Origin of the sequence: Brachybacterium fresconis, assembly GCF_017876515.1 — a bacterium.
Taxonomy (GTDB): domain Bacteria; phylum Actinomycetota; class Actinomycetes; order Actinomycetales; family Dermabacteraceae; genus Brachybacterium; species Brachybacterium fresconis.
On sequence record NZ_JAGIOC010000001.1, the window covers coordinates 1102538 to 1126260 of the forward strand.

Sequence of the window (23723 nt, forward strand, 5' to 3'; positions counted from 1 at the left end):
TGATGGATGATGACGACTCGGCCCAGGCCGACACCTCGCAGCGCGTGAGCTCGTTGGTGCGCGCACGGCAGGAGGAGCTGAGCCGTCCGGGCACCGACCCGGAGCAGCTGGCCGCACAGATGAAGCAGGTCCACGAGGAGTTCACCCGGCTGCGGATGTACTACCAGTTCGGCATCGACGAGGTGCAGACCAAGGTGAACATCCTGCGCCAGGAGTTCGAGCAGATCCACGAGTACTCCCCCATCGAGCACGTCCGCTCCCGCCTGAAGTCCACCGAGAGCCTCGTCGAGAAGGCCGTGCGCACCGGCGGCGATATGACGATTCCGGCGATCCGCGAGCGGGTCCATGACATCGCCGGCGTGCGCATCACCTGCAGCTTCGTCTCCGACGTGTACTGGATCGCGGACATGCTGCGCCGTCAGCCGGATCTCGAGGTGCTCACCACGAAGGACTACATCGCCTCCCCGAAACCCCACGGGTACCGCTCGCTGCACCTGATCGTGCAGGTGCCGGTGTTCCTCTCCGAGCACACCGAGCACGTCCCCGTCGAGCTGCAGCTGCGCACCATCGCGATGGACTTCTGGGCCAGCACCGAGCACAAGCTGAGCTACAAGTACCGTCGCAACCTGCCCGCTCCTCTGCGTGCGGAGCTCGACGACGCCGCCCGGGTCGCCGCGGATCTCGATGCGCGGATGGAGCGACTGCGTTCGGAGATCCGCCCGATGCCCGACCCGGAGCGGCCCGCGCGCTCATAATGGGGTCATGAGCAACTCGACGAAGCGTGTCCTGATCACCGGTGCCACGGGCGGTGTCGGCGCCCGCCTGGCGGACGACCTGCGCGAGGAGTACGACCTCGTCCTCCACGGCCGCGACGCGGGCAAGGTGCCGCCGGATGTGGAGTTGAAGCTGGCGGAGCTCGCCGAGTACGACCAGGTGCTCGCGCTGATGGACGGTGTCGACACGGTCGTCCACCTGGCCGGAGCCTCCTCCCCCGAGTCCCCCTGGGAGGCGGTGCTGGAGGCGAACCTCATCGGGCAGCGCAATGTGCTCGAGGCGGCCCGCGATGCCGGGGTGCGGCGGGTCGTGCTCGCCTCCTCGAACCATGCGATGGGCATGTACGACCGCTATGAGCAGTGGCCCGTCTACCCGGACCAGATCCAGCGGGCGGATTCGCTCTACGGCGTCTCGAAGATCTTCGGGGAAGCGCTCGGGCGCTACTACCACGACGAATACGGCCTGGACGTGATCGCGCTGCGCATCGGCTGGGTCGCCGAGGACCCGCTCGCGGCCGAGGAGGACGTGCTGCGGGCCATGTGGCTCAGCCCCGCCGACTGCACCCGGGTGGTGCGTCGTGCCATCGAGGCCGAGGTGCGCTTCGGCCTGTTCTACGCGATCTCGGACAACCCCAACCGCCGCTGGTCGCTGACCAACACGACGCTCGAGCTGGGATACCGCCCGCAGGACTCCTGGACGGATCTGCCCGGTGCCGAGGAGCACGTGGTCGAGGGCGGAGCCGACGTGCGGGACTCCTGGCCCCTGGGCTCGTGAGCCTCGCGGCGCGCACGCTGCGGGTGCTGGTCGCCCTCGCCGTGCTCGCCGCCCTGGTCCACGACGTGGTCGTCGCCGCCCGGGACGGCCTGCTGGCCCAGGACGTCTCCTACTTCACCAACCAGTCGGGCCTCGCGTTCGTCCTGCTCGTGGCCGTGGGCCTGGTGCTCGGGCGGAAGCGGCCGCCGTGGCTGGAGGACGTGCGGGGCGCCGTCGCGTTCTACCTGGCGATGACGGGGATCGTCTACGCGCTGCTGATCGCGCCGCCGTCGGAGCTGCTGCGCTGGGACATCGGCTGGACCGGGATCGTGCTGCATCGCCTCGCTCCCGTGGTCGCGGTCGCGGATTGGCTGCTGACCCCGCGGCAGCGGCCCGCCCCGGCCCGACGGATCCTGCTGTGGCAGCTCTATCCCATCGCCTACCTCGTGCTGACCTGGGTGCGCGGCGGGGTCACCGGCTGGTATCCCTATGACTTCCTGGACCCCTCGGTCTCCTCCTGGGCGCAGGTCCTTCTGGTCACCGTGATCGTGCTGGGGGCGTTCTTCGCCGTGGCCGCGCTGCTGCATCTGTGCTGCGGGCGGCTGCGGACGGGACCGTCGACGCAGGAGGCCCCCGAACCGTTCGCACGGCGCAGGCGCGAGCGCTCCTGAGCTGCCGGCGCCGTCTCCTCTGCACCGGTCGTGACGTCAGTGGTGCCCTTCGGCGATCAGCGCCTCCATCTGCGCGCCAGCCTCCTGGTCGCCGATGATCTCGACCTTCTCGCTCTGCCCGGAGAGGTGCTCGAGGGCCTGTCCCCTCCCCCAGGCCCACAGGTCAAGAGCGAGCGGCGATCCGGACACCTCCGCTCGCGGCAGACCGTCCGTCGCGTCCTCGTCCGTGGCGAGCCGGCCGACGGGGACATCGAACTCCTGCCCGTCGCGGGGTCGGGTCCCGGTCCAGCGGCTGATCAGCAGCCGACGGGGCTGCCCGGCGTCGGCCGTGATCTCGGCGAGGGCGACCGGGGCGAGACCGGCCCACTCCGGGATCCACTCGAGAGCGGCGGGCCACATCACTCGCAGCACGTGATCGAGACCGGCATGGGCGACCTGCGGGGCGATCGGGCTCACCCTGCGGCCGGCGGCGAGCTCTGCGTCGACGCGGTGGATGGTCGCCTCATGGATCTGCATACTCCGGATGACGGAGACGGTCTGCTCCGCCGAGTACCAGAACCATGCCGGTTCCTCGTCGTCGTGCGTCTCGAGCTGGCTCAGGAGCGCTTCGGTCGCCGCGGCGCGCCGCTCCAGCAGCTCCTCGAACTGCTCGGGTCTCGCCGCCGCGGCGTCCTCGAGCTCCTGGGCCTCCTCCTCGCGGGTGACGCCGCGGGCGAGGATCGCGCCCCAGAACTCGTGGACCTCGGTGAGGTGCCACAGCAGATCGGCGGCGGTCCAGTCCGGGCAGGTGGGGACCTTCTGCTCGGGGTCGGTGGTGGTGAGGGCGGCGGCGAGAAGGTCCGCTTCGTCGCGGATCACGGAGACGGCATCGATGCTCATCTCTCCATCGAAGCACTCCCGCCCGAGAGACGGAAGCCTCGCGCCGTCCGAACGGTCCATCCGTTGCGCCCGGTCCCGAGGCGGCCTAGCGTCGGGATGGAGCACGTGCCCGCTCCGATCGGTTGCCCGGGCCCGCCCTCGTGCTCCGTCGACCGGGCCGCACGGACGGAGCACCGCAGGCTCCGACGACGGCTGGGAGGCCATGATGCGCACCGTCCCGTTCGACAGCACCCTCGCGTTCCTGCGCGAGGGGTATCCGTTCATCGCCTCGCGGTGCGAGGCCTCCGGCGCTGACGTGCTGACCACGCGTCTGGCGCTGCACCCGGTCACCCTCCTGCGCGGCGCCGAGGCGGCGCGGGTCTTCTACGACGGGCGGCACCTGACCCGGCAGGGCGCGATGCCGGCCCTCGTCCAGCACCTGCTGCAGGACGAGGGCTCCGTCCAGAGCCTCGACGGCGCGGCGCACCACCGCCGCAAGAAGATGTTCCTGTCGCTGATGGGCCCCGACGCGATGGATCGCCTGGGCGCTCTGTTCGAGGCCGAGTGGGACCATGCGCTGGCCAGGCTGCACGACAGCGGCCGAGTGCGACTCGACCACCTCAGCCGGGTCGTGCTCACGCGGGCGGCCCTGCGCTGGTGCGGGATCGGGCTGGAGGCGGTCGGTGTCCCGCGGCTGACGACGGAGCTGAGCCTGATGATCGACCAGGTGGCTCGACCGGGGCCCGCGAACTGGTACGCCCGATGGCGTCGGCGAGGGACCGAGCGCTGGGCGAGCGAGCTCGTCGAGCAGGTGCGGGCCGGGGGCCTGACCCCGCCGCCCGAATCACCGCTGGCCGTCCTGGCCGCCCACACGGAGGACGGGGATCTGCTCCCACCTCGGGTCGCGGCCGTGGAGATCCTGAACCTCCTGCGGCCCCTGCTGGCCGTCTCCCGCTTCATCGAGTTCGCCGCCGTCGCCCTGGTCCGGCATCCGCAGTGGCGGGACACCTTCGCCGCGGGGGACGAGCGCGACCTCGAACCGTTCGCGCAGGAGGTGCGACGCTTCTTCCCCTTCTTCCCGGCGGTGCCGGGGCGGGTCCGCGCTCCCTTCCGGATCCAGGATCATGACTTCCGCATCGGCGACCGGGTGATCCTGGACCTGTACGGCACCTGCCACGACCGCCGGACGTTCCCCGACCCGGACAGCTTCCGTCCGGAGCGCTTCCGCGGCTGGTCCTGGCAGGAGGATCCCTTCACGCTGATCGCCCAAGGCGCCGGGGACCCCGAGGAGGACCATCGGTGCCCGGGCGAGGGGAGCACGGTCGCCCTGCTCGAGCGAGCAGTGCGCCTGCTCAGCCGCAGCGGGCTGACGATGCCTCCGCAGGATCTGTCGATCCCCCTGAACCGCTTCCCGGCGGCGCCCCGCAGCGGCGTGGTGCTCGCCGGGCTCTGAGGGCCCTGGCGCTCGCCGGGCTCCGTGCGGCGATGGTGCTCCCCGATCTCTGACCGTGCTCAGCGCGCCCAGCGCTCGAGAACCTCCGCGGAGTCGGCGAGATCGGCCTGCCGGTCCCCGATCAGCAGGTCCCGCACGGCCCGCGTGTGCTCGGGACGCTCGTCGGCCACCGCGTCCTCGACGATCGTGGCGCGGATGTTGTTCGCGTAGGCGTCCCGCGCGGTCTGGGCGATGCAGGCGTGTGTCGAGACCCCTGCGATGACGACCCTGCTCACGGCGAGGTTGTGCATCCGCAGCAGCAGGTCGGTGCCGAACCAGGCGCTGTCGCGGGTCTTCTCGAGCCGGGTCATGCCCGTGGTGTCGAGCTCGGCGATGACGTCGGTCGCCGGGTCCCCGTGGAAGAGGAAGCCCTCATCGTCCTCGAGCATCGAGAGCGTCCAGGTGGAGCGGTCGCGGCTGTGCTCGGTGGAGATCAGGAAGATCGGCACGTCGGCGCCGCGTGCCGCCGCCGCCAGGGAATCGACGGCGGTGACGACCGCGGTGCGCGCCTCGGCGAGCGCGGGGCCGGCGAAGAATGCCTCCTGCAGATCGATCAGCAGCAGGGCATCGGCAGGTCGCGAGGTCACGGCGTCGGCATGCCCCCGTTGACGTGCAGGGTCTCCCCGAGCACATAGCTGGACTCCGGCGAGGTGAGGAAGACGTATGCCGGGGCGAGCTCGGTGGGCTGGCCGGCGCGGCCCAGCGGCGTGTTCTTGCCGAAGTGCGGCAGCGCCTCCTTCGGCTGACCGTCGGAGACCTGCAGCGGGGTCCAGATCGGCCCGGGAGCCACGGCGTTCACCCGGATGCCCTTCGGGGCGAGCTGCTGGGCGATGCCCTTGGAGAAGTTGTTGATCGCGGCCTTGGTGGAGGCGTAGTCGATCAAGGTGGTCGAGGGCTCGTAGGCCTGGACCGACGTGGTGTTCACGATCGTGGAGCCGGCCGAGAGATGCTTCAGCGCCGCCTTCGTGATCCGGTACATCGCGTGGATGTTGACCTCGTAGGTGGTCATCCACTGCTCCTCCTCGAGGTCCTCGAGGCTCTCGACGGCGATCTGCCGGCCGGCGTTGTTCACCAGGGCGTCCAGTCCTCCCAGCTGGGCGACCGCGTCCTCGACGAGCTGTCGGCAGACGTCGGCGTCGACGAGGTCGCCCGGCAGCAGGATCGCCCGGCGCCCGGCCTGCTCGATCACATCGGCCACGTGCTCGGCGTCCTCCTGCTCCTGCGGGAGGTAGTTCATGGCGACGTCGGCGCCCTCGCGGGCGAAGGCGATCGCGACGGCGGCACCGATCCCGGAATCGGCGCCGGTGATCAGAGCCTTGCGGCCCTCGAGCCGTCCGGTGCCGCGGTAGGAGTCCTCGCCGCGGTCGGTGCCGGGGATCAGATCGGCGTCCAGGCCGGGTTCGCTCTGGTCCTGCTGCGGCGGGGTGATGTCCGGAAAACGGGTGACGGGGTCGACGACGGTGAGTTGATCGGTGGATGCCATGGGTTCTCTCCTGATCGGTCAGGGCGGGTCCGGTCGCGTCGCACGGAGGTGCGGCGCGGTCAGTGCGTCTGTGTGGGGGCGATGGTCGGGGTGGGGGCGATGGTCGGGGCGGGGACGATGGTCGGGTCGAGGACGACCTTGATGCAGCCGTCGTGCTTCTTCTGGAACAGGTCGTAGCCGACGGCGGCCTCTTCGAGAGGCAGGCGATGGGTGACGAGGTCGCCGACGCCGAGCGGGTCGGCGGGATCCTCGACCAGCGGCAGCAGCTCGTCGGTCCAGCTGCGCACGTTGCACTGGCCCATCCGCAGCTGCAGCTGCTTGTCGAACATGGTCAGCAGCGGCATCGGGCTGGCCGCTCCCCCGTAGACGCCGGCGAGGGAGACGGTGCCGCCGCGGCGGACCAGATCGAGGGCGGTGTGCAGCGCCGCGAGCCGGTCCACGCCGGCATGTTCCATCAGCGGTCGGGCGACGACGTCCGGCAGCTTGCCGACGAGGGTCTGGGCGAGTCCGCCGACGGGGCTGTCCTCGGCCTCCATCCCGACGGCGTCGAGGACGGCGTCCGGCCCCCGCCCCTGTGTCTCCTCCCGGATCTCGCCGACGGTCCCCTCCGACAGATCGAACACCTCGATGCCGTACCGCTCGGCCAGGGCGCGGCGCTCCGGCACCGGATCCACGCCGAACACCCGCGCTCCCAGATGCCGCCCGATGCGGGCGCTGAACTGGCCGACCGGGCCCAGGCCCAGCACCACCAGGGTGCGGTGCTCGGGGACGCCCGCATACTGCACGGCCTGCCAGGCGGTGGGGAGGATGTCGCTGAGGAAGAGGTAGTTCTCGTCCGGCAGCTCGGTGCCGACCTTCATCAGCCCGTAGTCCGCGTGCGGCACGCGCAGGTACTCGGCCTGCCCGCCGGGGACCTGCCCGTAGAGCTTCGAATAGCCCAGCAGCGCAGCGCCGGTGCCGTACTCGGTCACCTGCGTGGTCTCGCACTGGGACGGCAACGCCTGCTCGCACATCGTGCAGCGGCCGCAGGAGATGGTGAAGGGGACGACCACGCGGTCGCCGGGTCGCACGTGGGTGACGCCCGCCCCGATCTCCTCGACGATGCCCATGGGTTCGTGGCCGATGACGTCGCCCGGGGTCATGAACGGGCCGAGCACCTCGTACAGATGGAGATCGGATCCGCAGATCGCGGTGGAGGTCACGCGGATCACCGCGTCGGTGGGCTGCTGGATGATCGGATCGGGGGCGTCCTCGACGCTCACGTGCTCAGGGCCCTGCCATGTCACTGCTCTCAATCGTCCCGCCTCCTCGGTGTGGTCCCGTGCGGCGAACTTCCACCGTAGGGTCCCGCGGCGCTCATGTCTGCAGGGTCGACCGGAAGGTCTGCATCGGGGGGTGTCCCTATGTTTCGAGTCAAGCCGCGAGGGCGGCCGGCTCAGGGGTAGGGACGGTTCTCGGGGGCTGGTAGTAGGTGCCGTCGCGGAGCATTGCGAAGATGACGTTGCAGCGGCGGCGGGCCAGGCAGATAACGGCGGCGTTGTGACGTTTGCCCTGGGCTCGTTTGCGGTCGTAGTAGGCCTTCGAGGCAGGGTCGTGGTTCGAGGCGACCCAGGCCGAGTAGAACATCGCGTTTTTCAGGCGTTTGTTGCCGGATCTGGCGGGGAACTCGCCGCGGATCGAGGTTCCGGATCTTCGCGTGACCGGCGCGATGCCTGCATAGGCCGCGAGGTGGCCGGGGGTTTCGAACGCGGAGCCGTCGCCGATGTTCAGGAGGATCTGGGCGGCGGTCTTGATGCCGATCCCCGGCATGCTCATCAAGACCGAGGCGAGAGGGAAGTCCTCCAGCATGGCCTCGACCTCCCGCGCCACTGTCGCCCGCTGTTCCTTCAGTTCCTTCACTTGACCAGCGACTCGGGGGATCACGAGCTCCACTGCCGCGGTCGCCGGCACGACCACGGTCTGCTCGCCCAGCGCCTTGAAGATCTGGTCGATCAGCGCTTCGGGATCGCGACGCGAACGGGACCGGGCAAACCGTAGAACCCTGGCCCGGCCTGCAGCCCTGAACCTGGTCGGGCCGCCAAACTTCTCCAGCAGGTCCAGCACGAGCCCGGTGGCCAGACTGCCGCCGGCGAAGACGCGCTCGAACGCAGGATGAATCTGCGTGAGCAGAGACCGAATCCGATTCAGCGCCCTGGTGGTCTCGTGGGCGAGATCCTCATCGAAGCCGGCGAGGACCTTGAGCGCCGAGAGAACCTCGTTGTCGCGGTCGACCTGGCGAAGCGTGTGGGGCATGGTGCGGGCCGTGTCGGCAATGATGAACGCGTCCCGCGCGTCGGTCTTTGACCTGCCCGGATAGAGGTCTGCAGCCTTCCGCATCGCCAGGCCCGGTAGGTAGGCGACGGAGCAACCGGAATCTCTGGCGACCGCGATCGGCAACGCTCCGATGGTGTTGGGCTGATCGACGACCATCAGTACCTCGCCATGCTTCTGCAACTGAGTGAACAGCTCGCGGAGCTTGGTCTCGTCCTGCGGGAGCGGCTTGTCGAACAGCTTGTTCCCGTCCGGGTCCAGAGCGCAGGCATGGTGGCCGGACTTTCCGACGTCCAGGCCGATGACGACCGCAAATCGTGTGTCCATGATGCTGTCCTTCCTTGGAGCATCATCGCTGGTCGCAGTCTTGACACCCGATGCCGGCACCCACGTTACGAAGAGACCTCAGCAGTGCTGGGCCGTGTCCCTATCAGCGGTCAACGCGTGCCTCTCGACCGGGCGGCAACACCCCCCGGACCATTGATGGCAGGGCAACAAAGCCATACCCGGCCGAGCGACCAGACCCCCGGCGATCGGGGGTGCTCACAAGGTAACGGGGGAGCTCGTCGACCGGGGAGGGAACACCGCGAACCGATCGGACGGCGGCGCCGACGATGCAGATCCGGCCCAGCTGTGCCGGTTACTGTGCACCTCGTCCCCGCCCCGCGAGAGAAGAGCCCGATGCCTGCCTCGACCACGCTGACCGCCACCGCCCTCCAGGCCGGATATCCCGGAGAGTCGGTGCTGACCGGTGTGGACCTGACCCTCCGCGCCGGCGCCGCGCCGCTGGGGCTGATCGGTCCCTCCGGAGCGGGCAAGACCACCCTCGTCCGGTTGCTCCGCGGCGTGCTGAAGCCGAGCGCCGGGCAGGTCACGCTCGATGGCCGCAGCGTGCACCGCCTGCGCGGCAAGGACCGCCGCGCCTTCGGCGCCGCGGTGCGCTTCGTCTCCCAGTACGCGATGACCATCTCCGACCCCCAGGAGACGGTCTCCTCCCGGCTGACGCTCGCCGCGAAGGAGGCCCGCAAGGGCGGACGCACCCATGCCGTCTCTCCCACCGAGATGCTCGCGACCGTGGGCCTCGACGAGCGGTACCTGACTCGTCGGATGCGCACCCTCTCCGGCGGCGAGACGCAGCGGGTCGCGCTGGCCACGGCGCTGGCCACCCGGCCGGAGATCCTGGTGCTGGACGAGCCGCTGACGGCGGTGGATCCCGGTATGCGCGGAGAGATCTCCGCGACCCTGCGGGAGATCATCGAACGCCTGGGCATCGGCGTGCTGATCGCGTCGCACGACCTCGAACTGGTCCAGCGCCTGTGCCCGCAGGTGGCGTTCCTGGGCCAGGGTCGGATCCTCGCGCAGGGCACCGTCGCCGAGGTGCTCGCCCGCACCGAGCACGAAGAGATCCGCGAGCTCGCCGAGAATGCCGCGGAGGCCGTGCAGCGGTTCCGCTGATCGCAGGCGACGTCCGGCGAGCCTCCGTGCGCGACGTCCTCGCGACGTAGAATGCAGGGGGACATGCGCACCGGTGACCCATAGATCAGGCGGCATGCGATGCGATCGCGTCCATGGCAGAGAGGGGACGTCATGGGATCTCGCACGGGCGATGGTCTGGGACACCGTTCTTCGCACAATGAGGGAGAGGCGATCGGCGAGGATCCGCTCGCCGTCGAGCTGGCCGATCTCGCACAGGACCTGTACGACCGCTCTGCGGATGAGCTGCTCGAGGCGATGGTCCGAGCCGCGGTGCAGATGATCCCCGGTGTCGAGGACGGCTCGATCAGCATCGTCATCGGTCGGGCGACGATGTCGTCGCAGGCACCGACGAGCGATCTGCCGAGCAAGGTCGATGCGATCCAGATGGAGGAGCGCGAGGGCCCCTGCCTCTCGGCCGCCTACGAGGAGACGACGGTGCGCATCTCGGACATGAACACCGAGCAGCGCTGGCCTGCCTTCTCACGTCGCGCCGCCGCGGAGACGGGCGTCCGCGCGATGTTGGCGTTCCAGCTGTTCGTCGAAGACGAGAACCTCGGCGCCCTGAACCTCTACTCCAGCCGGCCCGATGTGTTCACCGACGAGTCCGAGCACGTGGGTCTGCTGGTGGCAGCGCACGCCGCCGTGGCCTTCGCGGAATCGCGCGAGGTGACCCAGCTCAACGAAGCGATCGCGAGCCGAGATCTCATCGGGCAGGCCAAAGGCATCCTGATGGAGCGCTACAAGATCACCGGCAACCAGGCGTTCTCCATGCTGTCCGAGATCAGCAGCCGAACCAACACGAAGCTGATCGCCGTCGCCGAGCATCTCGTAGCCAGCGGAGAACTGCACAGCATCCGGGAGACGTCGCCGGCACCCTCGGTGCGGACCTCGCCGAACGCTGCCCGCTGACCCCTGCGGCGACCGTCGAGCACGCGACCCGATTTCGTAGACCGAGTGGTTGAAGGCCCTGCTCCGACCTGCCCTCCGGGCACGATCCGGGAACGAGTCCCGGCCCGTCACCTGGCCAGCGAGGTGCTGGCACGCGATGCGGGGGTGCGGAGGATCCGCTCCCTGCGGTCCCCGCGATGCCGCCGACCTTGCCGCGGGCACGCGCCGTGGTTACGTTCGAGAGCAGGAAGACTCCCGCATCGTTCTCCGCTGATCACCGCCGGGAGGTCCACGTCGAGCACGGCACGGCGAGCTTCGAGGACCTCTGGCTCCGGGCGCCGTCGATCGCCTGCGCACGGAACAGCAGGCACCAGTCACGACCCGAAGGGAACACATCATGGCCAACGTCAGCGAATTCATCATCGACCGACTCATCACCTGGGACCTGCACCGCTTCTACGGCTATCCCGGCGACGGCATCGGAGGATTCGACGGGGCTCTGGAGAGCGCCGAGCGGGACGGCAAGGACTTCCGGTACATCCGGCCCACACACGAGGAGATCGCCGCATTCATGGCGACCGCACATGCCAAGTTCACCGGCGAGACCGGCGTGTGCATCGCGACCTCGGGGCCCGGGGCGGTCCATCTGCTCAACGGCCTCTACGACGCCCGCATGGACCACCAGCCGGTGCTGGCGCTCGTGGGACAGCAGGCACGCGTCTCCCTGGGCAGCGACTTCCAGCAGCAGATCGACCTCGAGCGCGTCTTCCAGGACGTGGCCGGGTACGTCGAGACCGTCACCACACCGATGCAGGCCCAGCTCGTCCTCGACCGTGCGCTGCGCATCGCATCCACCCGTCGCTGCCCCGCCGTGGTGATCCTGCCCAATGACGTCCAGACCGCCGAGATGGAGACGCCGACCGCCGAGCACTTCGTCTCCCGAACCGGCATCGGGCGTCCCTCGACCCGTCTGCGACCGCCGGTGGACGAGCTGCGGCGAGCCGCCGCGGTGCTGGACGAGGGCGAGCGGATCGCCCTGCTCGTCGGCGCGGGCGCCCGGGGAGCGACCGACGAGGTGCTCGCCGTCGCCGACCGTCTGGGCGCGGGCATCGTGACGTCGCTGCTGGCCAAGGACGTCGTCCCCGGCGACGTGCCGCACCACACGCAGCAGGCGGGCCTGCTCGGATCCCGCCCCAGCTACGACATGCTGCAGGACTGCGACACCCTGCTGATGGTGGGTTCGAACTACCCGTACACGGAGTTCCTGCCGCCGACGGGGCAGGCCCGCGGTGTCCAGATCGATCTGAAGGCCGACAACCTGAGCCTGCGGTACCCCATGGAGGTGAACCTGATCGGGGACGCCCGGGAGACCCTGAGCGGACTGCTCGAGCATCTCCAGCATCATGACGACCGCAGCTGGCAGAACGGCATCGCCGAACAGATGAAGGACTGGGACGAGGTCACCGCCGGCCTGGCGGACGTGGAGGCCGAGCCGGTCAATCCCCGGTACGTCTACCAGACGCTGAATCCGCGCCTGCCGCGGAACGCGATCATCACCGCCGACGCCGGGAGCACCGCGGACTGGTACGGCCAGCACATCAAGCTGGGCCAAGACATGATGGGCAGCCTCTCGGGCTCGCTGGCCTCGATGCTCGCCTCGATGCCGTACGCCCTCTCCGCGAAGTTCGCCCACCCCGATCGCCCCGTCGTGTGCACCATCGGCGACGGCGCCTTCCAGATGCTGGGCATGAACGAGATGCTCACGGTCAAGCGCTCCTGGCGCGAGTGGGAGGACCCGCGCTTCATCGTGCTGGTCCTGCACAACAACGATCTCACCCAGGTCTCGTGGGAGATGCGTCAGGCCGGTGACCCCCGCTACGACACGAGCCAGCTGCTCGAGGACATGAACTACGCCGACTATGCGGAGCTGCTCGGGCTGACCGGGATCCGGGTGGATCGCAAGGAGGACGTCGCCGCTGCCTGGGACCGGGCCTTCGCGTCGGATCGTCCCGTCATCCTGGACGTGCGCACCGATCCCGACACCCCTCCGCTGCCGCCTCATATCACCCTCGAGGACGCCAAGAACATGACCGCGACGCTGGCCAAGGGCGACCCCGCGGAGGGCGCCGTCATCGCGCAGTCGGCGCGGGGCATGGCCGCCGCGCTGTTCGCGAAGGCTCGGGAGACTTTCCATCGCGATCGGTGATCCTCCCTCGGGGCCGGGATCGCCTCACTCTCCCCCATCGCCGCCACTACCATCGGTGCCACGCCATCGGCGGTGAGCAGCCCCCTTCTCAGAGAAATCTGCCTCGGCGTCGGCGCCGGCACCCGGTGCCAGGCCGCACCGACGCTTCCGCGCACCGCGACGTGCCAGGCATTCGACGACGAACGAATCGAGGACCCATGAGCTCCCTCCGCACCTCTCGTCCCGGCCCGAAGCTGGCGGCCACCGCGATCGGGACAGTCGGGGTCGCGGCGCTCGGCGTCCGTGATCTCCTGCAGCGCCGGCACTCCATCCTGCGGATCTACCCCGTGCTGGGCCACGCCCGCTGGGCGGCCGAAGCGATCCGTCCCGAGATCCAGCAGTACTTCATCGAGTCCAACACCGACGGGCGCCCCTTCGACCGGGACGCCCGCACGATGATCTACCGGCGCGCCAAGGGCCTCGGCTCGGACGATGCGTACGGCACGCAGAACGACATCACGAGCGCGGGGTACGACCACATCCTCCATGCCTCGAGCCCGCTCGAGCCGATGAAGACACCGCCTCGGGTGCGCCTGGGCGGGCCCGACTGCACCCAGCCGTACGACACCTCGATGCTCAACATCTCCTCGATGAGTTTCGGGTCCCTGTCCGCGAACGCCGTGATGGCGATGAACTACGGTGCCAAGGAGGGTGGATTCGCGCAGGAGACCGGAGAGGGCGGCCTGTCCAAATATCACCTGAAGTACGGCGCCGACATCATCTGGGAATTCGGATCGGGCTACTTCGGCTGCCGCACCTCCGAGGGACACTTCGACCCCGACGAGTACGCCCGGAAGGCGAACAAGCCTGAGGTCAAAGGAACTCTGATCAAACTCAGCCAGGGTGCCAAGCCCGGGGTGGGCGGCGTGCTCCCGGCAGCCAAGATCACACCCGAGATCGCCGCGGCACGCGACGTCGCACAGGGCGAGGACTGCGTCAGCCCTGCGGCCCACACCGCGTTCTCCACCCCTGTTCAGATGATGCATTTCATCGCCCGGCTGCGCGAGCTGTCCGGTGGCAAGCCGGTCGGATTCAAGCTCTGCGTCGGCGACCGCGCGGAGGTCCTGTCCATGTGCAAGGCCATGCTGGAGACCGGCATTACTCCTGACTGGATCTCGGTCGACGGTGCCGAGGGAGGCACCGGCGCAGCACCGCTCGAACTCGAGGATCACGTGGGAACACCGCTGTCGGAAGGGCTGATGACCATTCAGAACGCGCTGGTCGGCACAGGTCTGAGAGAACGGATCGCGATCGGATGCTCGGGGAAGATCGCAGGCGGCAATGACATCGTCCGGAGAGTCGCCCTCGGCGCGGATTTCTGCAACGCGGCCCGTCCGATGATGATGGCCACCGGGTGCATCCAGGCCCAGCGGTGCAACACGAATACCTGCCCCAGCGGGGTGGCGACGCAGGACCACCGTCGCAGCCGTGCCGTCGTCGTCGAGGACAAGGGCCCGCGGGTGATGCGTTTCCAGCAGGAGACGGTGCAGTCGGCCCTGCAGCTGCTGGCCTCGATGGGTCTCGAATCGTTCGACGATCTCGGTCCGGATCATGTGCTGCGACGCATCGACCCGGCCCGGGTCGTGACCTACGGGGAGCTCTACACCTGGCTGGACGAGGGCGAACTGCTCAACGGCGCGTCGGACTCGGCGTGGGCGCACGATTGGGAGCTCGCCGACGCCCATCGCTTCCAGGGCGCGCGGCCGTCCCACCAGCGCCACCGCAAGCATCGTCGCGACACGGACGCCTCGGACGGATCCTCCGACGGCCGGTGATCGGTGACGACACAGCGCCCGGTGCCCCATGCCCCGCCATGAGTTCCGAAGCCATGACGAGATCAACCGCAGAACGACTCATGGTGATTGATCCTGTTCCTGCCCTGCGGGAGCGGACTTGCTATGAGCCTCTGGCCTCAACTCACCCTGACGCGCAGGGTCCGGGTCGAAGCCCTCACCTCTTACCTCCGGGTGCGCCCACTGCGTACAGTCCGATACCGAGACGTGAAAGAGGGAGCAATCTTGTGATGACCGCCGACCGCAGACCAGAGTTTCCCGCCCCGACTGCCCCTGCGGCCTCGCGCGACGACGTCCTGCTCCGCTACCTGGACTACTTCCGCGCGGTCCTGGTCTCCAAGCTGGACGGAATCGCCGACTCCGAGCTCCGCTCCAGCCGCCTGCCCAGCGGGTGGACGCCGCTCCAGCTCCTCTCCCACGTGATCCATGTCGAACGACGCTGGCTGGAATGGGGCTTCGAAGGGCGCGACGTGGCCGATCCGTGGGGCGATGAGCGCGACGGGGCCTGGTACGTCGGTCCCGATCATTCGGTATCCGACCTCCTGGGAGCGCTGAGCGCGCAGGCGGATCGCACCCGGACCATCGTCGACGCGCATGCCCTGGAGGAGAAAGGACGACCCGGACCGCGGTGGGACGGTGCCGAACCGGCGACCCTCGAGCGCGTGCTCCTGCATCTCGTGCAGGAGTACGCGCGGCACGTCGGCCACCTCGACATCATCCGTGAACTCATCGACGGTCGGACCGGCGAGGAGTAGCGCCCGGGGCGCGTCACGATCTCACGGGTGACGCAGGGGCGAACCGCTCCCAGACGCGGTGACCACCCAACAGGGACTGGATCTCTCCGAGCACCGCGAACGGCTCGTCCCCGAGGACGATGCCGGCGCCGCCGGACCCCGTGTGCGCCTCGAGCGCACCGCGTCCGTCGCCCCAGGCACCCATCGCCTTCGCGTGGTGCCAGCATTCGTCGATCAGCTTCCCGACCCGTGGCTCGATCGCGCCGGAGCCGGGCGCACCGGCCGTCGGGTCCACCGAGGGCCGGGAGTCGGGAGCGGTGAGAGGGGCGCCCGCCAGCAGGAGCGCATCGAACTCGACGGACGCGGCGGTGGCGAAGGTGCGGCCCACGGGGACTCCAACCACCTCACCGCCGTGCGGCGCGATGACCAGGGGCGTCATCGAGGCGGCGACGATCTTCTCGTGCAGCGCCAGCAGGCCGGAGTTGTCGTCCTCAGGGTCGACGACGATACCGATCATCCGCCCGTCGATCGGCCACGTCCCACCGAGCTGGGACAGCGGCCCGCTGGTGACCACCTGGCCGTCGCTCTCGCCGTCGGCGGCGACCGTCGGCTCCGGCGCGGCCATCCCCAGCGCCGCGGCGACGCGGGAGCACAGCTCGCCGTCGATGTTCGCCAGGCATTGCAGCTGGCGCTCCCGGATGACGTTCTCGTAGCACTTGCCCAGCTCGAAGGAGTAGGCATCGATGATGTGGTCCCGTTCGATGGGCGTCATGCTGCGCCAGAACAGGCGGGCCTGACTGTAGTGGTCCTCGAAGGTCGCCGAGAGCTCCCGCTCCTTCACGCCCTCGGGCACCCGCACGGGCAGATCCGTGAACGCGCCATCCGCCTCCCCGGCCATGAACGGGCACCCGCCGTCCAGCGAGTTGGGCTGGTACGGCGCCACACCCGCGTAGTCGCCCTGCTGTCCGTAGCCGTCGCGCAGCATGTCGTTGATCGGCGCGTGGGCCCGGTTGATCGGCAGCTGGGCGAAGTTCGGCCCGCCGAGGCGGGTCAGCTGGGTGTCGACGTAGGAGAACAGCCGTACCTGCAGCAGGGGGTCGTCGGTGACGTCGATGCCGGGCACCAGGTGCCCGGGGTTGAACGCCACCTGCTCGGTCTCGGCGAAGTAGTTGCTGGGGTTGCGGTCCAGGGTCATGCGTCCGATCGGCTGGACGGGCGCGAGCTCCTCGGGGACGAACTTGGTGGGATCCAGCAGGTCGATGCCCTCGAAGGACTGCTCCTCGTTGTCGGGGAAGACCTGGATGCCGAGCTCCCAGCTGGGGTGTGCTCCGGCCTCGATCGCGTCGGAGAGGTCACGGCGGTGGAAGTCGGGGTCCGCGCCACCCAGGATCTGCGCCTCTTCCCAGGTCAGGGAGTGCACGCCGAGGGTCGGCTTCCAGTGGAACTTCACCAGGGAGGTCTCCCCGTCGGCGTCGGCGAGCCGGAAGGTGTGGATCCCGAAGCCCTCCATCATCCGGAAGGAGCGCGGGATGCCGCGGTCTCCCATGAACCACAGGGTGTGGTGCTGTGCCTCCGTGTGGAGGGAGACGAAGTCCCAGAAGGTGTCATGCGCGCTCTGAGCCTGCGGGATCTCCCGGTCCGGGTGGGGTTTGGCGGCATGGACGACATCGGGGAACTTGATCCCGTCCTGGATGAAGAAGACCGGGATGTTGTTCGCGACCAGGTCGAAGGTGCCCTCGTCGGTGTAGAACTTGGTGGCGAAGCCGCGGGTGTCCCGCGCGGTGTCCATCGAGCCCCGGGAGCCGACGACGGTCGAGAACCGGGTGAACACCTCGGTGCGCTTCCCCTTCGCGAGGAAACCGGCCCGGCACACGGACTCCGCGGTGCCATAGCCCTCGAAGACGCCGTGCGCGGCGGCACCACGGGCGTGCACGACGCGCTCCGGGATCCGTTCGTGGTCGAAGTGGGTGATCTTCTCACGCAGGTGGTGGTCCTGCAGCAGCACCGGGCCGCGCCGACCGGCCTTCAGCGAGTGATCGGTGTCCTGCAACCGCGCGCCCTGTGAGGTCGTCAGGAACTCGCCCTGCTGCGCGGTCGTGGACCGGTCGGGCCCGGGCTCCGCCCCCGTCGGGGTCCGTGGCTGGGCCCCTTCCTGGTCGGGCTTGGGCGGCAGCGGACCGGTGGGATCGGTCGGCTCCCCGAGCGACGGCGGGCGGCTGCTGGGGCGGCCGGGTGCCGGAGTGGGGGTGTTGTTCGCAGGCGTCATGACGTGCTCCTCCTCAAAGGGGGCCGAACGAAGTCCGTGACTCCCGTCACCGTAGGCCCGCCCGGCTCGAGCACGAAAGACGGTCCCCTCCGACCACGGCCGAAGCACGTGGACCGAGCGGTCTGCCCGCGAGAAGGGGCTGGCGCCCCCGACGGTGTCGTGGCCCGCGAGAACCTGACGACCTCTGTCGATCCGGGCGGCCGGCGACATCATCGAGCACCCAGATGCCGTCCTCAGCCGCACTCCACCCAGCAGGACGACGACGTCATGACCAATGACCGCTAGCGTCGGCGTCATGCCGACTGCGCCGCCTGCCCCGAAAGTCCTCGTGTTCGACGTCAATGAGACGCTCAGTGACATGGCCGGGATGCGCTCCCGCTTGGCGTCCGTCGGCGTGTCGCCCACGGCGTTCCCTCGGTGGTTCGCCGGGGTTCTGCGCGATGGGTTCGCTCTGACCGCTGCGGGAGGGTATGCCGATTTCGCCGACCTCGCTCACGACGGTCTGCGGGCATTGACGGATGGCATGGAAGTCCCGGCGCTGACCGATGAAGCCATCGAGCATGTGGTGGCCGGGTTCGCCGATCTGGAGGTTCACCCAGATGTCCCTGCCGGAGTTCGCGCATTGCACAGGGCCGGGTTTCGCCTGGTCACGATGACCAATGGCAGCGTGGCGGTCACCGAAGCCCTGCTGGAACGCGCAGGATTGCGAGACCATTTCGAGTTGCTGCTGGATGTCCGAGGTCCGCGGTGCTGGAAGCCGGCGCCCGAGGCGTACCGGTACACGATCGACGCCGCTGACGTCACCCCCGCTGACGCGATGCTGGTCGCGGTGCATCCCTGGGACATCGATGGCGCGGTGCGCGCCGGCCTGCGCGGCGCGTGGATACGCCGCGGCACGCCTCCCACTGCATACTCGAGCGCGATGAGGCCTCCGACCCTGGTCGCGGATGGCCTGGACGAGCTGAGCCACCTGCTGACCCGCGGCAGCGGAAGCTCAGGTCCTCATCCACGGGTCGACCGGTGAGGACGCAGAGGCTGTTCACGGTGAGTCGCGATGCCCGCCTCGCTCACGCGCAGCAGAGCCGTGGCGTCGTAGGGAGCCGACCGGCGAAGCGTCCAGGTCTCGTCGCGCGATCAGTTCGAGAACGGAGCCGGACGGTCCCGCGGAACAGATGCTGCAGCTGGAGCAGCACTCCGGAGAAGAGTGCGACGGCGTCGAGATCGTCGATGTATGCGGCGATATGCCGAATCCTCATGCGGCCAGGCACTGCGCTCAAGAGCGCTTGAAGTCGACCCCCGCGACCATCCACCTCTCGCTGGCAGACCTCTACGACGGCCTCGGCCTCTTCAACGACACGAAGAAGCCCCACCGGCCATCCGGTGGGGCTTCGACTGTCGGTGCGCCATCAGGGATTCGAACCCCGGACCCGCTGATTAAGAGTCAGCTGCTCTAACCAACTGAGCTAATGGCGCCGAACAGAAAAGAACTTTACCTCTCTGTCGCGGTGACGCCAACTCGAGGAGCCCCTGTGTGAGAGAGCCGACAGCCCCTCGGGCGGCGTCCTCCCCGACCCTTCCGCATCGGCGGTTCCGGCGGTCAGTCCCGGAGCGATCACATAGACTCATTCCCCCAGGAAGGTCGACGTTCGAGGGTCCCCGCGGGCCGTCGGCGAAGGAGGTCAGCGTGAGGATCGCGGTCACCGGTGCCACCGGAGTGCTCGGCCAGGAAGCTGTGGAGGCGCTCGTCGCCGCCGGGCACGAGGTCACAGGCATCACCCGACGCGATTCCGGTGTCCCGATCATCGAGGGTCGCGGCGGCGGCGCCGCCGTGGCCGATGTGTTCGACCCCTCCGACCTGGCCCGCGCCTTCCGCGGATACGACGTGGTCGTCAATGCGCTCGCCCACGTTCCGGTCGGCATGGCCGGGCTGCGACCGCTGTCCTGGCGCGAGGACGACAGGCTCCACCTCGAGGCCTCCGTCGCGATCGCCCGGGCCGCCTCCGAGGCCGGCGTCCGCAAGCTGATCCAGGAGTCCACCATCTACCTGTATCCGGACAACGGGTCGGAGTGGATCGGCGAGGACCAGAGCCTGAGCGTCCGCAACCAGGCGTTCCGGCCCCGGGTCGCCGAGATGCGCGCGGCGGTGGACTTCGCCTCGGCCGATCGCAGCTCCGTCGTGCTGCGCCTGGGCCAGCTGTTCGGCCGCGATCCCCACACCACGCATGCGCTGAAGGCCACCCGGGACGGCGATCCGATCCTGCTGGGCAAGCCGGAGAACTACGTGACGCTGCTGCACCATTCGGATGCGGGCCGCGCGTTCGTGGCGGCGCTGCGCGCCGACAGCGGTTTCTACAACGTGGGCGGCGAACCGATCACCAAAGCCCGCTGGGCGAAAGACCTTGCCATGGAGGCCGGCGTCGCCACGCCCGCCAAGTTCTACCCGGAGATCACCCAGGCCATCGTCGGCACCCGGTTGGACACCCAGCGCCGCTCGCTGCGGGTCTCCTCGCTGCGGTTCATGTCCGAGACCGGTTGGCGGCCGACGGTGGGCCCGTCCACCCCGGGCTGGTCGAGGCGCTGAATCATGCGCATCGAGCCTCTCACCCTCGACGACACGTCCCGCTGCCCCTGCGGGAGCGGCGACGCCCACGGCGCCTGCTGCGGCCCGCTGCTGGCCGGCGCCCGCCGCGCCGCGACCGCCGAGGCCCTGATGCGCTCCCGCTTCACGGCGCACGTGGTCCAGGACGCGGACCACCTGCTGCGCACCTGGCACCCGAGCACCAGCCCGTCCTTCCGCGACCTCACCCGGTCCGTCGGCGACGAGATGGAGTGGAAGCGGCTGCTGATCACGGAGACCAGCGGCGGCGGGCCCTTCGACGACGAGGGCATCGTGGAGTTCACGGCGATCGCCCGCACCCCTCAGGGACGCCGCGAGCTGCGCGAGCGCTCCCGCTTCGTGCGCGAGGACGGCCAGTGGCTGTACGTGTCCGGAGAGCTGAAGAACGCCCCGAGCCGCCACTGAGGCGGGCCCGGGGCGCGGACAGGATCCGAGACGGCGCGGTCAGCGGCCCGCGGCCGCAGACCTCTTCTCCGCCTTCTTCGCGACGTCCTGCAGGACGGCGTCGAGCTCTCCGGCGTACTTCTCCGCCTCCGTGGAGCCGGGCAGTGAGGACTTCTTCAGCGCCGCCCGGACGTCCTTCGCGGACCGAGCGGTCTGACGCCGGGTCTGCTTGATGGTCCGGGCGACCTTCTGGCCCTGGGTGGGCTCGCGACGCGAGAGAACCACGGCGATCGCCACGCCTGCCCCGAGGACCACCACGCCGATGACGCCTCCAGCGATGGCCGTCAGCGGCACCGAGGAGGTCTTCTCGTCATCGGCGTCGGAAAAACCCTTCACCGAGCCGACGATCTCGTTCTTCCAGCGGGTCACCGCATTCTTGGGGTTCACACGATCGACCAGCTCGTCGATGTCCGACGCCAGGTTGTCCTGCCGGCGGTACGCCTCGTCGCGCATGTCGTCCAGGCTGTTCTTCTTGGCCACCACTGCCTCCGGGGGTCGTCAGGGCTTGATTGCGCCGATCGTATCGCGAGCATGCCGTCCGTCCGGAATCGGCACGATGCAGGACGGGATCGGATCTGCTCCATGGCGGGATCGGATCCGCCGCGGGCCGGCTCAGCCCTGGGTGCGGGCGAGGAAATCGTCGGCGCCGCCGACCAGCTCGATATGACCGGTCGGAACGTCGGCGCTCGCCATCGCCACGACCTCGGCAGCGAACTCCTCGACGGAGTAGAGCTTGCCCGCGGCCTCGCGACGCTCCTCGAGCGCACCGGGACGCGCGCGGTTCAGCAGCGTGGCGGTGACGGTGCCCTCGATCATGTCGCCGGAGACGACCACGAAGGAGACGCCCTTCTCGGACATCTCGCCGAGCCGCTCGGTCAGGGCGGTCTCGCCGGCGCGCTTGGACCGGGCCACGAGCTCGTACTCGGGCATGGTCTCCACCTGGTCGATGAAGTGCGCCTGGTGGCTGGTCACGAAGACGACGCGGCCCCCCGGGGAGAGGCGCTCGAGGCCTGCGGTCAGGGCGGCGACCTGGGCGTCGCGGTTCAGCCGCATCGCGTAGTCCTCGCCGAGGTCCGCCTCCATCCCGCCGGAAGCATTCAGGACCAGCAGGTCGAGGCTGCCGAAGGTGTCGAGGGCCGTCTGCATCAGGGCACTCACGTCCTCGGCGTCGGTGAGGTCCGCGCCGACGGCGACGGCCCTGCCCCCGGCGGCCTCGATCTCGGTGACGACCTTGTTCGCCCGGGGCGCCTTCTGGCGGTAGTTGATCACGACGTTCGCGCCCTGCTCGGCGAGGAGCTTCGCGGTGGCGGCGCCGACTCCGCGCGAGGATCCGGTGATGACGGCGGTCTTGCCTGCGAGGGCGCTCATGGAGGTCTCCTGTGAGGTCGGGACGGGATCGTGTCGAGGAGGCGGGACGGGTGCTCGCGCTGCCCGCAGCGGGCAGGGAGCATCGCGCCACCAGGGCCCCGAGCCTACCCGGAGCACCCTTCCAGGGCCGATAAGCTGTCCCGGCGCGCGAGTGGCGGAATTGGCAGACGCGCTGGATTTAGGTTCCAGTGCCCGAGGGCGTGGGGGTTCGAGTCCCCTCTCGCGCACGCACCCGAGCTCGCCGCACCCCGCAGGAGAATGTCACCATGTCGTCGCAGCACGGTGACGGATCCAGCGCAGCGGGGTCCTCGGCGCATGGCGGTTCCCTGCTGCTGGGCCTCGCGGCGACCTGCCTGCTCGCCCTCAGTCTGAGAATCCCGACGACCTCCCTGGGACCTGTTCTTCCCCGGATCGGCGAGGTGACGGGCCACGGGGAGACCTTCCTCTCGCTGCTCACGGCGATCCCCCTCGCCCTCACGCTCGTCGCCGCTCCCGTCTCGCCGCGCATCGCCCGGCGGCTCGGACGGGACCGGGCGGTGGGTCTCGCCCTGGCCGTCGTCGCCGTCGGGGTCCTGGTGCGGTCGCTCCCCGGGGACGTCCCGCTGGTGGCAGGGACGGTGCTGCTCGGGCTCGGCATCGCGGTGGCAACGGTGCTGGGACCGGCGACGATCAGTTCCGCCAGGCGCGCGGACCGACCCGCGCTGACCGCCACGTACTCGATGTCGCTGAGCGTGGGCCCGGCCCTCGCCCTGGCCCTGACCGTTCCGCTCATGCATGTCGCCGGTCTCGACTGGGCCGGGGCCCTCGCGCTGTGGTCCCTGTGCGTCATCGCGGCCTGGGCGCTGTGGATCGCCCGCACCCGGGATCTGCATGCCGCCCGCGTCCCGGAGCCGATCAACGGCGCCCACGACACCGACGCGACCGGCGCGACCCCGGCGGTGATCTCCGATCCGGGCGTCTGGCAGCTCGCGCTGTACATGGGGCTGACGTCCCTCACCTTCTACACCACCTCGACCTGGCTGCCCACCGTGCTGGTCCTCGGCGGGACGGGGACGGCTCCGGCGGGTGCCGCCGCCTCGCTGGTGAGCATCGCGGCGATCCCCTTCTCCTTCGCCGCGCCGATCCTCCTGCGTCGACCCGGCTCTCGCCTCCTGGTGCTCCTGGCACCGCTGGTCGCTCTCGCGGGCATCGTCCTGCTCGTCGTGACCGGGTCGTCCGCGCCCATCGCCATCGCCGTGCTCCTCGGCATCTCCCAAGGGCTGTGCCTCGGGATCTCTTACGACAGAGTCGTCCAGTACGCCTCGTCCCCGGATCACGCGGCCTCCGTCTCGGCGCTGACGTTCACCGTCGGCATCGCCCTCGCGGCGCTCGGTCCCCTGCTCTTCGGAGCCGCACTCGAGGCGACGCGCTCGACGCTGGTCCCCCTGTGCGGACTCGGGGCGACAGTCCTCCTCCAAGGGATCATCGGGCTGCGGTCCCGGGCGCTCGGGCCCTCATGACGTCGGCCCGGTCGGCGCAGCCCGGCACGAGGTCCCGCCGATGCCTCGCTAG

At 69.6% G+C, this 23723-nt stretch carries 21 protein-coding genes and 2 tRNA genes; 14 read left to right on the forward strand and 9 right to left on the reverse strand.

The window, feature by feature from the left end; translation table 11 throughout:
- Window positions 1-2 precede the first annotated feature (2 nt).
- The 3 genes from JOF44_RS05060 to JOF44_RS05070 are packed head-to-tail and all read left to right on the forward strand — an operon-like array spanning window position 3 to window position 2198.
- The gene (locus JOF44_RS05060; RefSeq protein ID WP_209888099.1) at window positions 3-755 is read left to right on the forward strand and encodes a GTP pyrophosphokinase; all 753 of its coding nucleotides are present in this window, start codon (window positions 3-5) and stop codon (window positions 753-755) included.
- A gap of 7 nt (window positions 756-762) precedes the next feature.
- Window positions 763-1548, forward strand: a complete 786-nt coding sequence (locus JOF44_RS05065) for an NAD-dependent epimerase/dehydratase family protein (RefSeq protein WP_209888102.1) — start codon at window positions 763-765, stop codon at window positions 1546-1548.
- Complete coding sequence (locus tag JOF44_RS05070) at window positions 1545-2198, forward strand: Pr6Pr family membrane protein (protein ID WP_209888106.1); 654 nt, start codon at window positions 1545-1547, stop codon at window positions 2196-2198. Before JOF44_RS05065 ends, JOF44_RS05070 begins: the two co-directional genes overlap by 4 nt.
- A 36-nt stretch (window positions 2199-2234) precedes the next feature.
- On the opposite strand, the gene JOF44_RS05075 is transcribed toward JOF44_RS05070, so the two are convergent.
- Window positions 2235-3077: a maleylpyruvate isomerase family mycothiol-dependent enzyme gene (locus JOF44_RS05075; protein ID WP_209888109.1), complete on the reverse strand. Its 843-nt coding sequence runs from the start codon at window positions 3075-3077 to the stop codon at window positions 2235-2237.
- Window positions 3078-3279: 202 nt separating this feature from the next.
- Between JOF44_RS05075 and JOF44_RS05080 the strand changes: the two genes are divergently transcribed.
- On the forward strand, window positions 3280-4509 hold the full coding sequence (locus tag JOF44_RS05080) for a cytochrome P450 (protein WP_245348858.1): 1230 nt from the start codon (window positions 3280-3282) through the stop codon (window positions 4507-4509).
- 59 nt (window positions 4510-4568) lie between these two features.
- Here the strand turns inward: JOF44_RS05080 and JOF44_RS05085 are convergent, their stop codons facing one another.
- The 4 genes from JOF44_RS05085 to JOF44_RS05100 form a co-directional block, all read right to left on the reverse strand.
- Window positions 4569-5135 (reverse strand): cysteine hydrolase family protein, encoded by a 567-nt coding sequence (locus JOF44_RS05085; protein WP_209888111.1) that lies wholly within the window; start codon window positions 5133-5135, stop codon window positions 4569-4571.
- Entirely contained in the window at window positions 5132-6031 is a 900-nt protein-coding gene (locus JOF44_RS05090) for an SDR family oxidoreductase (RefSeq protein ID WP_209888114.1), read from the reverse strand. Before JOF44_RS05090 ends, JOF44_RS05085 begins: the two co-directional genes overlap by 4 nt.
- Window positions 6032-6090: 59 nt before the next feature.
- Entirely contained in the window at window positions 6091-7326 is a 1236-nt protein-coding gene (locus JOF44_RS05095; protein ID WP_209888117.1) for an alcohol dehydrogenase catalytic domain-containing protein, read from the reverse strand.
- Window positions 7327-7444: 118 nt separating this feature from the next.
- Window positions 7445-8668, reverse strand: coding sequence for an IS110 family RNA-guided transposase (locus JOF44_RS05100; protein WP_209888120.1), 1224 nt, complete (start codon window positions 8666-8668; stop codon window positions 7445-7447).
- Window positions 8669-9022: 354 nt separating this feature from the next.
- On the opposite strand from JOF44_RS05100, the gene JOF44_RS05105 reads away from it, so the two are divergent.
- From JOF44_RS05105 to JOF44_RS05125, 5 genes are all read left to right on the forward strand, one after another.
- Window positions 9023-9796, forward strand: coding sequence for an ABC transporter ATP-binding protein (locus tag JOF44_RS05105; RefSeq protein ID WP_209888123.1), 774 nt, complete (start codon window positions 9023-9025; stop codon window positions 9794-9796).
- 132 nt (window positions 9797-9928) lie between these two features.
- Window positions 9929-10726: a GAF and ANTAR domain-containing protein gene (locus JOF44_RS05110; RefSeq protein WP_209888126.1), complete on the forward strand. Its 798-nt coding sequence runs from the start codon at window positions 9929-9931 to the stop codon at window positions 10724-10726.
- A 376-nt stretch (window positions 10727-11102) separates the two neighbouring features.
- Window positions 11103-12911 (forward strand): thiamine pyrophosphate-requiring protein, encoded by a 1809-nt coding sequence (locus JOF44_RS05115; protein ID WP_209888129.1) that lies wholly within the window; start codon window positions 11103-11105, stop codon window positions 12909-12911.
- A 197-nt stretch (window positions 12912-13108) separates the two neighbouring features.
- On the forward strand, window positions 13109-14725 hold the full coding sequence (locus tag JOF44_RS05120; RefSeq protein WP_209888132.1) for an FMN-binding glutamate synthase family protein: 1617 nt from the start codon (window positions 13109-13111) through the stop codon (window positions 14723-14725).
- A 248-nt stretch (window positions 14726-14973) separates the two neighbouring features.
- A complete protein-coding gene (locus tag JOF44_RS05125) occupies window positions 14974-15498 on the forward strand; it encodes a DinB family protein (RefSeq protein WP_209888135.1) in 525 nt (174 codons plus the stop codon).
- Between the two features lie 13 nt (window positions 15499-15511).
- Here the strand turns inward: JOF44_RS05125 and JOF44_RS05130 are convergent, their stop codons facing one another.
- Complete coding sequence (locus JOF44_RS05130; RefSeq protein ID WP_209888138.1) at window positions 15512-17743, reverse strand: catalase; 2232 nt, start codon at window positions 17741-17743, stop codon at window positions 15512-15514.
- A 295-nt stretch (window positions 17744-18038) separates the two neighbouring features.
- Here JOF44_RS05130 and JOF44_RS05135 point away from each other — a divergent pair, with 295 nt between their 5' ends.
- Entirely contained in the window at window positions 18039-18767 is a 729-nt protein-coding gene (locus JOF44_RS05135; RefSeq protein ID WP_209888141.1) for a haloacid dehalogenase type II, read from the forward strand.
- A gap of 375 nt (window positions 18768-19142) precedes the next feature.
- Here the strand turns inward: JOF44_RS05135 and JOF44_RS05140 are convergent.
- Window positions 19143-19216, reverse strand: a tRNA-Lys gene (locus tag JOF44_RS05140).
- Window positions 19217-19427: 211 nt separating this feature from the next.
- On the opposite strand from JOF44_RS05140, the gene JOF44_RS05145 reads away from it, so the two are divergent.
- Together JOF44_RS05145 and JOF44_RS05150 are read left to right on the forward strand one after the other, a co-directional pair.
- Window positions 19428-20324, forward strand: coding sequence for an NAD-dependent epimerase/dehydratase family protein (locus JOF44_RS05145; RefSeq protein ID WP_209888144.1), 897 nt, complete (start codon window positions 19428-19430; stop codon window positions 20322-20324).
- A gap of 3 nt (window positions 20325-20327) precedes the next feature.
- The gene (locus tag JOF44_RS05150; protein WP_209888147.1) at window positions 20328-20765 is read left to right on the forward strand and encodes a YchJ family protein; all 438 of its coding nucleotides are present in this window, start codon (window positions 20328-20330) and stop codon (window positions 20763-20765) included.
- A 39-nt stretch (window positions 20766-20804) separates the two neighbouring features.
- Here the strand turns inward: JOF44_RS05150 and JOF44_RS05155 are convergent, their stop codons facing one another.
- Together JOF44_RS05155 and JOF44_RS05160 are read right to left on the reverse strand one after the other, a co-directional pair.
- A complete protein-coding gene (locus JOF44_RS05155; RefSeq protein WP_209888150.1) occupies window positions 20805-21284 on the reverse strand; it encodes a hypothetical protein in 480 nt (159 codons plus the stop codon).
- Window positions 21285-21416: 132 nt separating this feature from the next.
- On the reverse strand, window positions 21417-22172 hold the full coding sequence (locus JOF44_RS05160) for an SDR family oxidoreductase (RefSeq protein WP_209888155.1): 756 nt from the start codon (window positions 22170-22172) through the stop codon (window positions 21417-21419).
- 145 nt (window positions 22173-22317) lie between these two features.
- On the opposite strand from JOF44_RS05160, the gene JOF44_RS05165 reads away from it, so the two are divergent.
- Together JOF44_RS05165 and JOF44_RS05170 are read left to right on the forward strand one after the other, a co-directional pair.
- A tRNA-Leu gene (locus tag JOF44_RS05165) sits at window positions 22318-22399 on the forward strand.
- Window positions 22400-22438: 39 nt separating this feature from the next.
- Entirely contained in the window at window positions 22439-23671 is a 1233-nt protein-coding gene (locus JOF44_RS05170; RefSeq protein WP_209888166.1) for an MFS transporter, read from the forward strand.
- Window positions 23672-23723: the final 52 nt, after the last annotated feature.

What these genes read in the sequence shown, in the direction of transcription:
- JOF44_RS05060 (WP_209888099.1), top strand. Translation starts at nt 3, where the DNA reads ATGGATGATGACGACTCGGCCCAGGCCGACACCTCGCAGCGCGTGAGC.
- JOF44_RS05065 (WP_209888102.1), top strand. Translation starts at nt 763, where the DNA reads ATGAGCAACTCGACGAAGCGTGTCCTGATCACCGGTGCCACGGGCGGT.
- JOF44_RS05075 (WP_209888109.1), bottom strand. Translation starts at nt 3,077, where the DNA reads ATGAGCATCGATGCCGTCTCCGTGATCCGCGACGAAGCGGACCTTCTC.
- JOF44_RS05080 (WP_245348858.1), top strand. Translation starts at nt 3,280, where the DNA reads ATGATGCGCACCGTCCCGTTCGACAGCACCCTCGCGTTCCTGCGCGAG.
- JOF44_RS05090 (WP_209888114.1), bottom strand. Translation starts at nt 6,031, where the DNA reads ATGGCATCCACCGATCAACTCACCGTCGTCGACCCCGTCACCCGTTTT.
- JOF44_RS05100 (WP_209888120.1), bottom strand. Translation starts at nt 8,668, where the DNA reads ATGGACACACGATTTGCGGTCGTCATCGGCCTGGACGTCGGAAAGTCC.
- JOF44_RS05105 (WP_209888123.1), top strand. Translation starts at nt 9,023, where the DNA reads ATGCCTGCCTCGACCACGCTGACCGCCACCGCCCTCCAGGCCGGATAT.
- JOF44_RS05110 (WP_209888126.1), top strand. Translation starts at nt 9,929, where the DNA reads ATGGGATCTCGCACGGGCGATGGTCTGGGACACCGTTCTTCGCACAAT.
- JOF44_RS05115 (WP_209888129.1), top strand. Translation starts at nt 11,103, where the DNA reads ATGGCCAACGTCAGCGAATTCATCATCGACCGACTCATCACCTGGGAC.
- JOF44_RS05120 (WP_209888132.1), top strand. Translation starts at nt 13,109, where the DNA reads ATGAGCTCCCTCCGCACCTCTCGTCCCGGCCCGAAGCTGGCGGCCACC.
- JOF44_RS05125 (WP_209888135.1), top strand. Translation starts at nt 14,974, where the DNA reads ATGACCGCCGACCGCAGACCAGAGTTTCCCGCCCCGACTGCCCCTGCG.
- JOF44_RS05130 (WP_209888138.1), bottom strand. Translation starts at nt 17,743, where the DNA reads ATGACGCCTGCGAACAACACCCCCACTCCGGCACCCGGCCGCCCCAGC.
- JOF44_RS05135 (WP_209888141.1), top strand. Translation starts at nt 18,039, where the DNA reads ATGCCGACTGCGCCGCCTGCCCCGAAAGTCCTCGTGTTCGACGTCAAT.
- JOF44_RS05150 (WP_209888147.1), top strand. Translation starts at nt 20,328, where the DNA reads ATGCGCATCGAGCCTCTCACCCTCGACGACACGTCCCGCTGCCCCTGC.
- JOF44_RS05160 (WP_209888155.1), bottom strand. Translation starts at nt 22,172, where the DNA reads ATGAGCGCCCTCGCAGGCAAGACCGCCGTCATCACCGGATCCTCGCGC.
- JOF44_RS05170 (WP_209888166.1), top strand. Translation starts at nt 22,439, where the DNA reads ATGTCGTCGCAGCACGGTGACGGATCCAGCGCAGCGGGGTCCTCGGCG.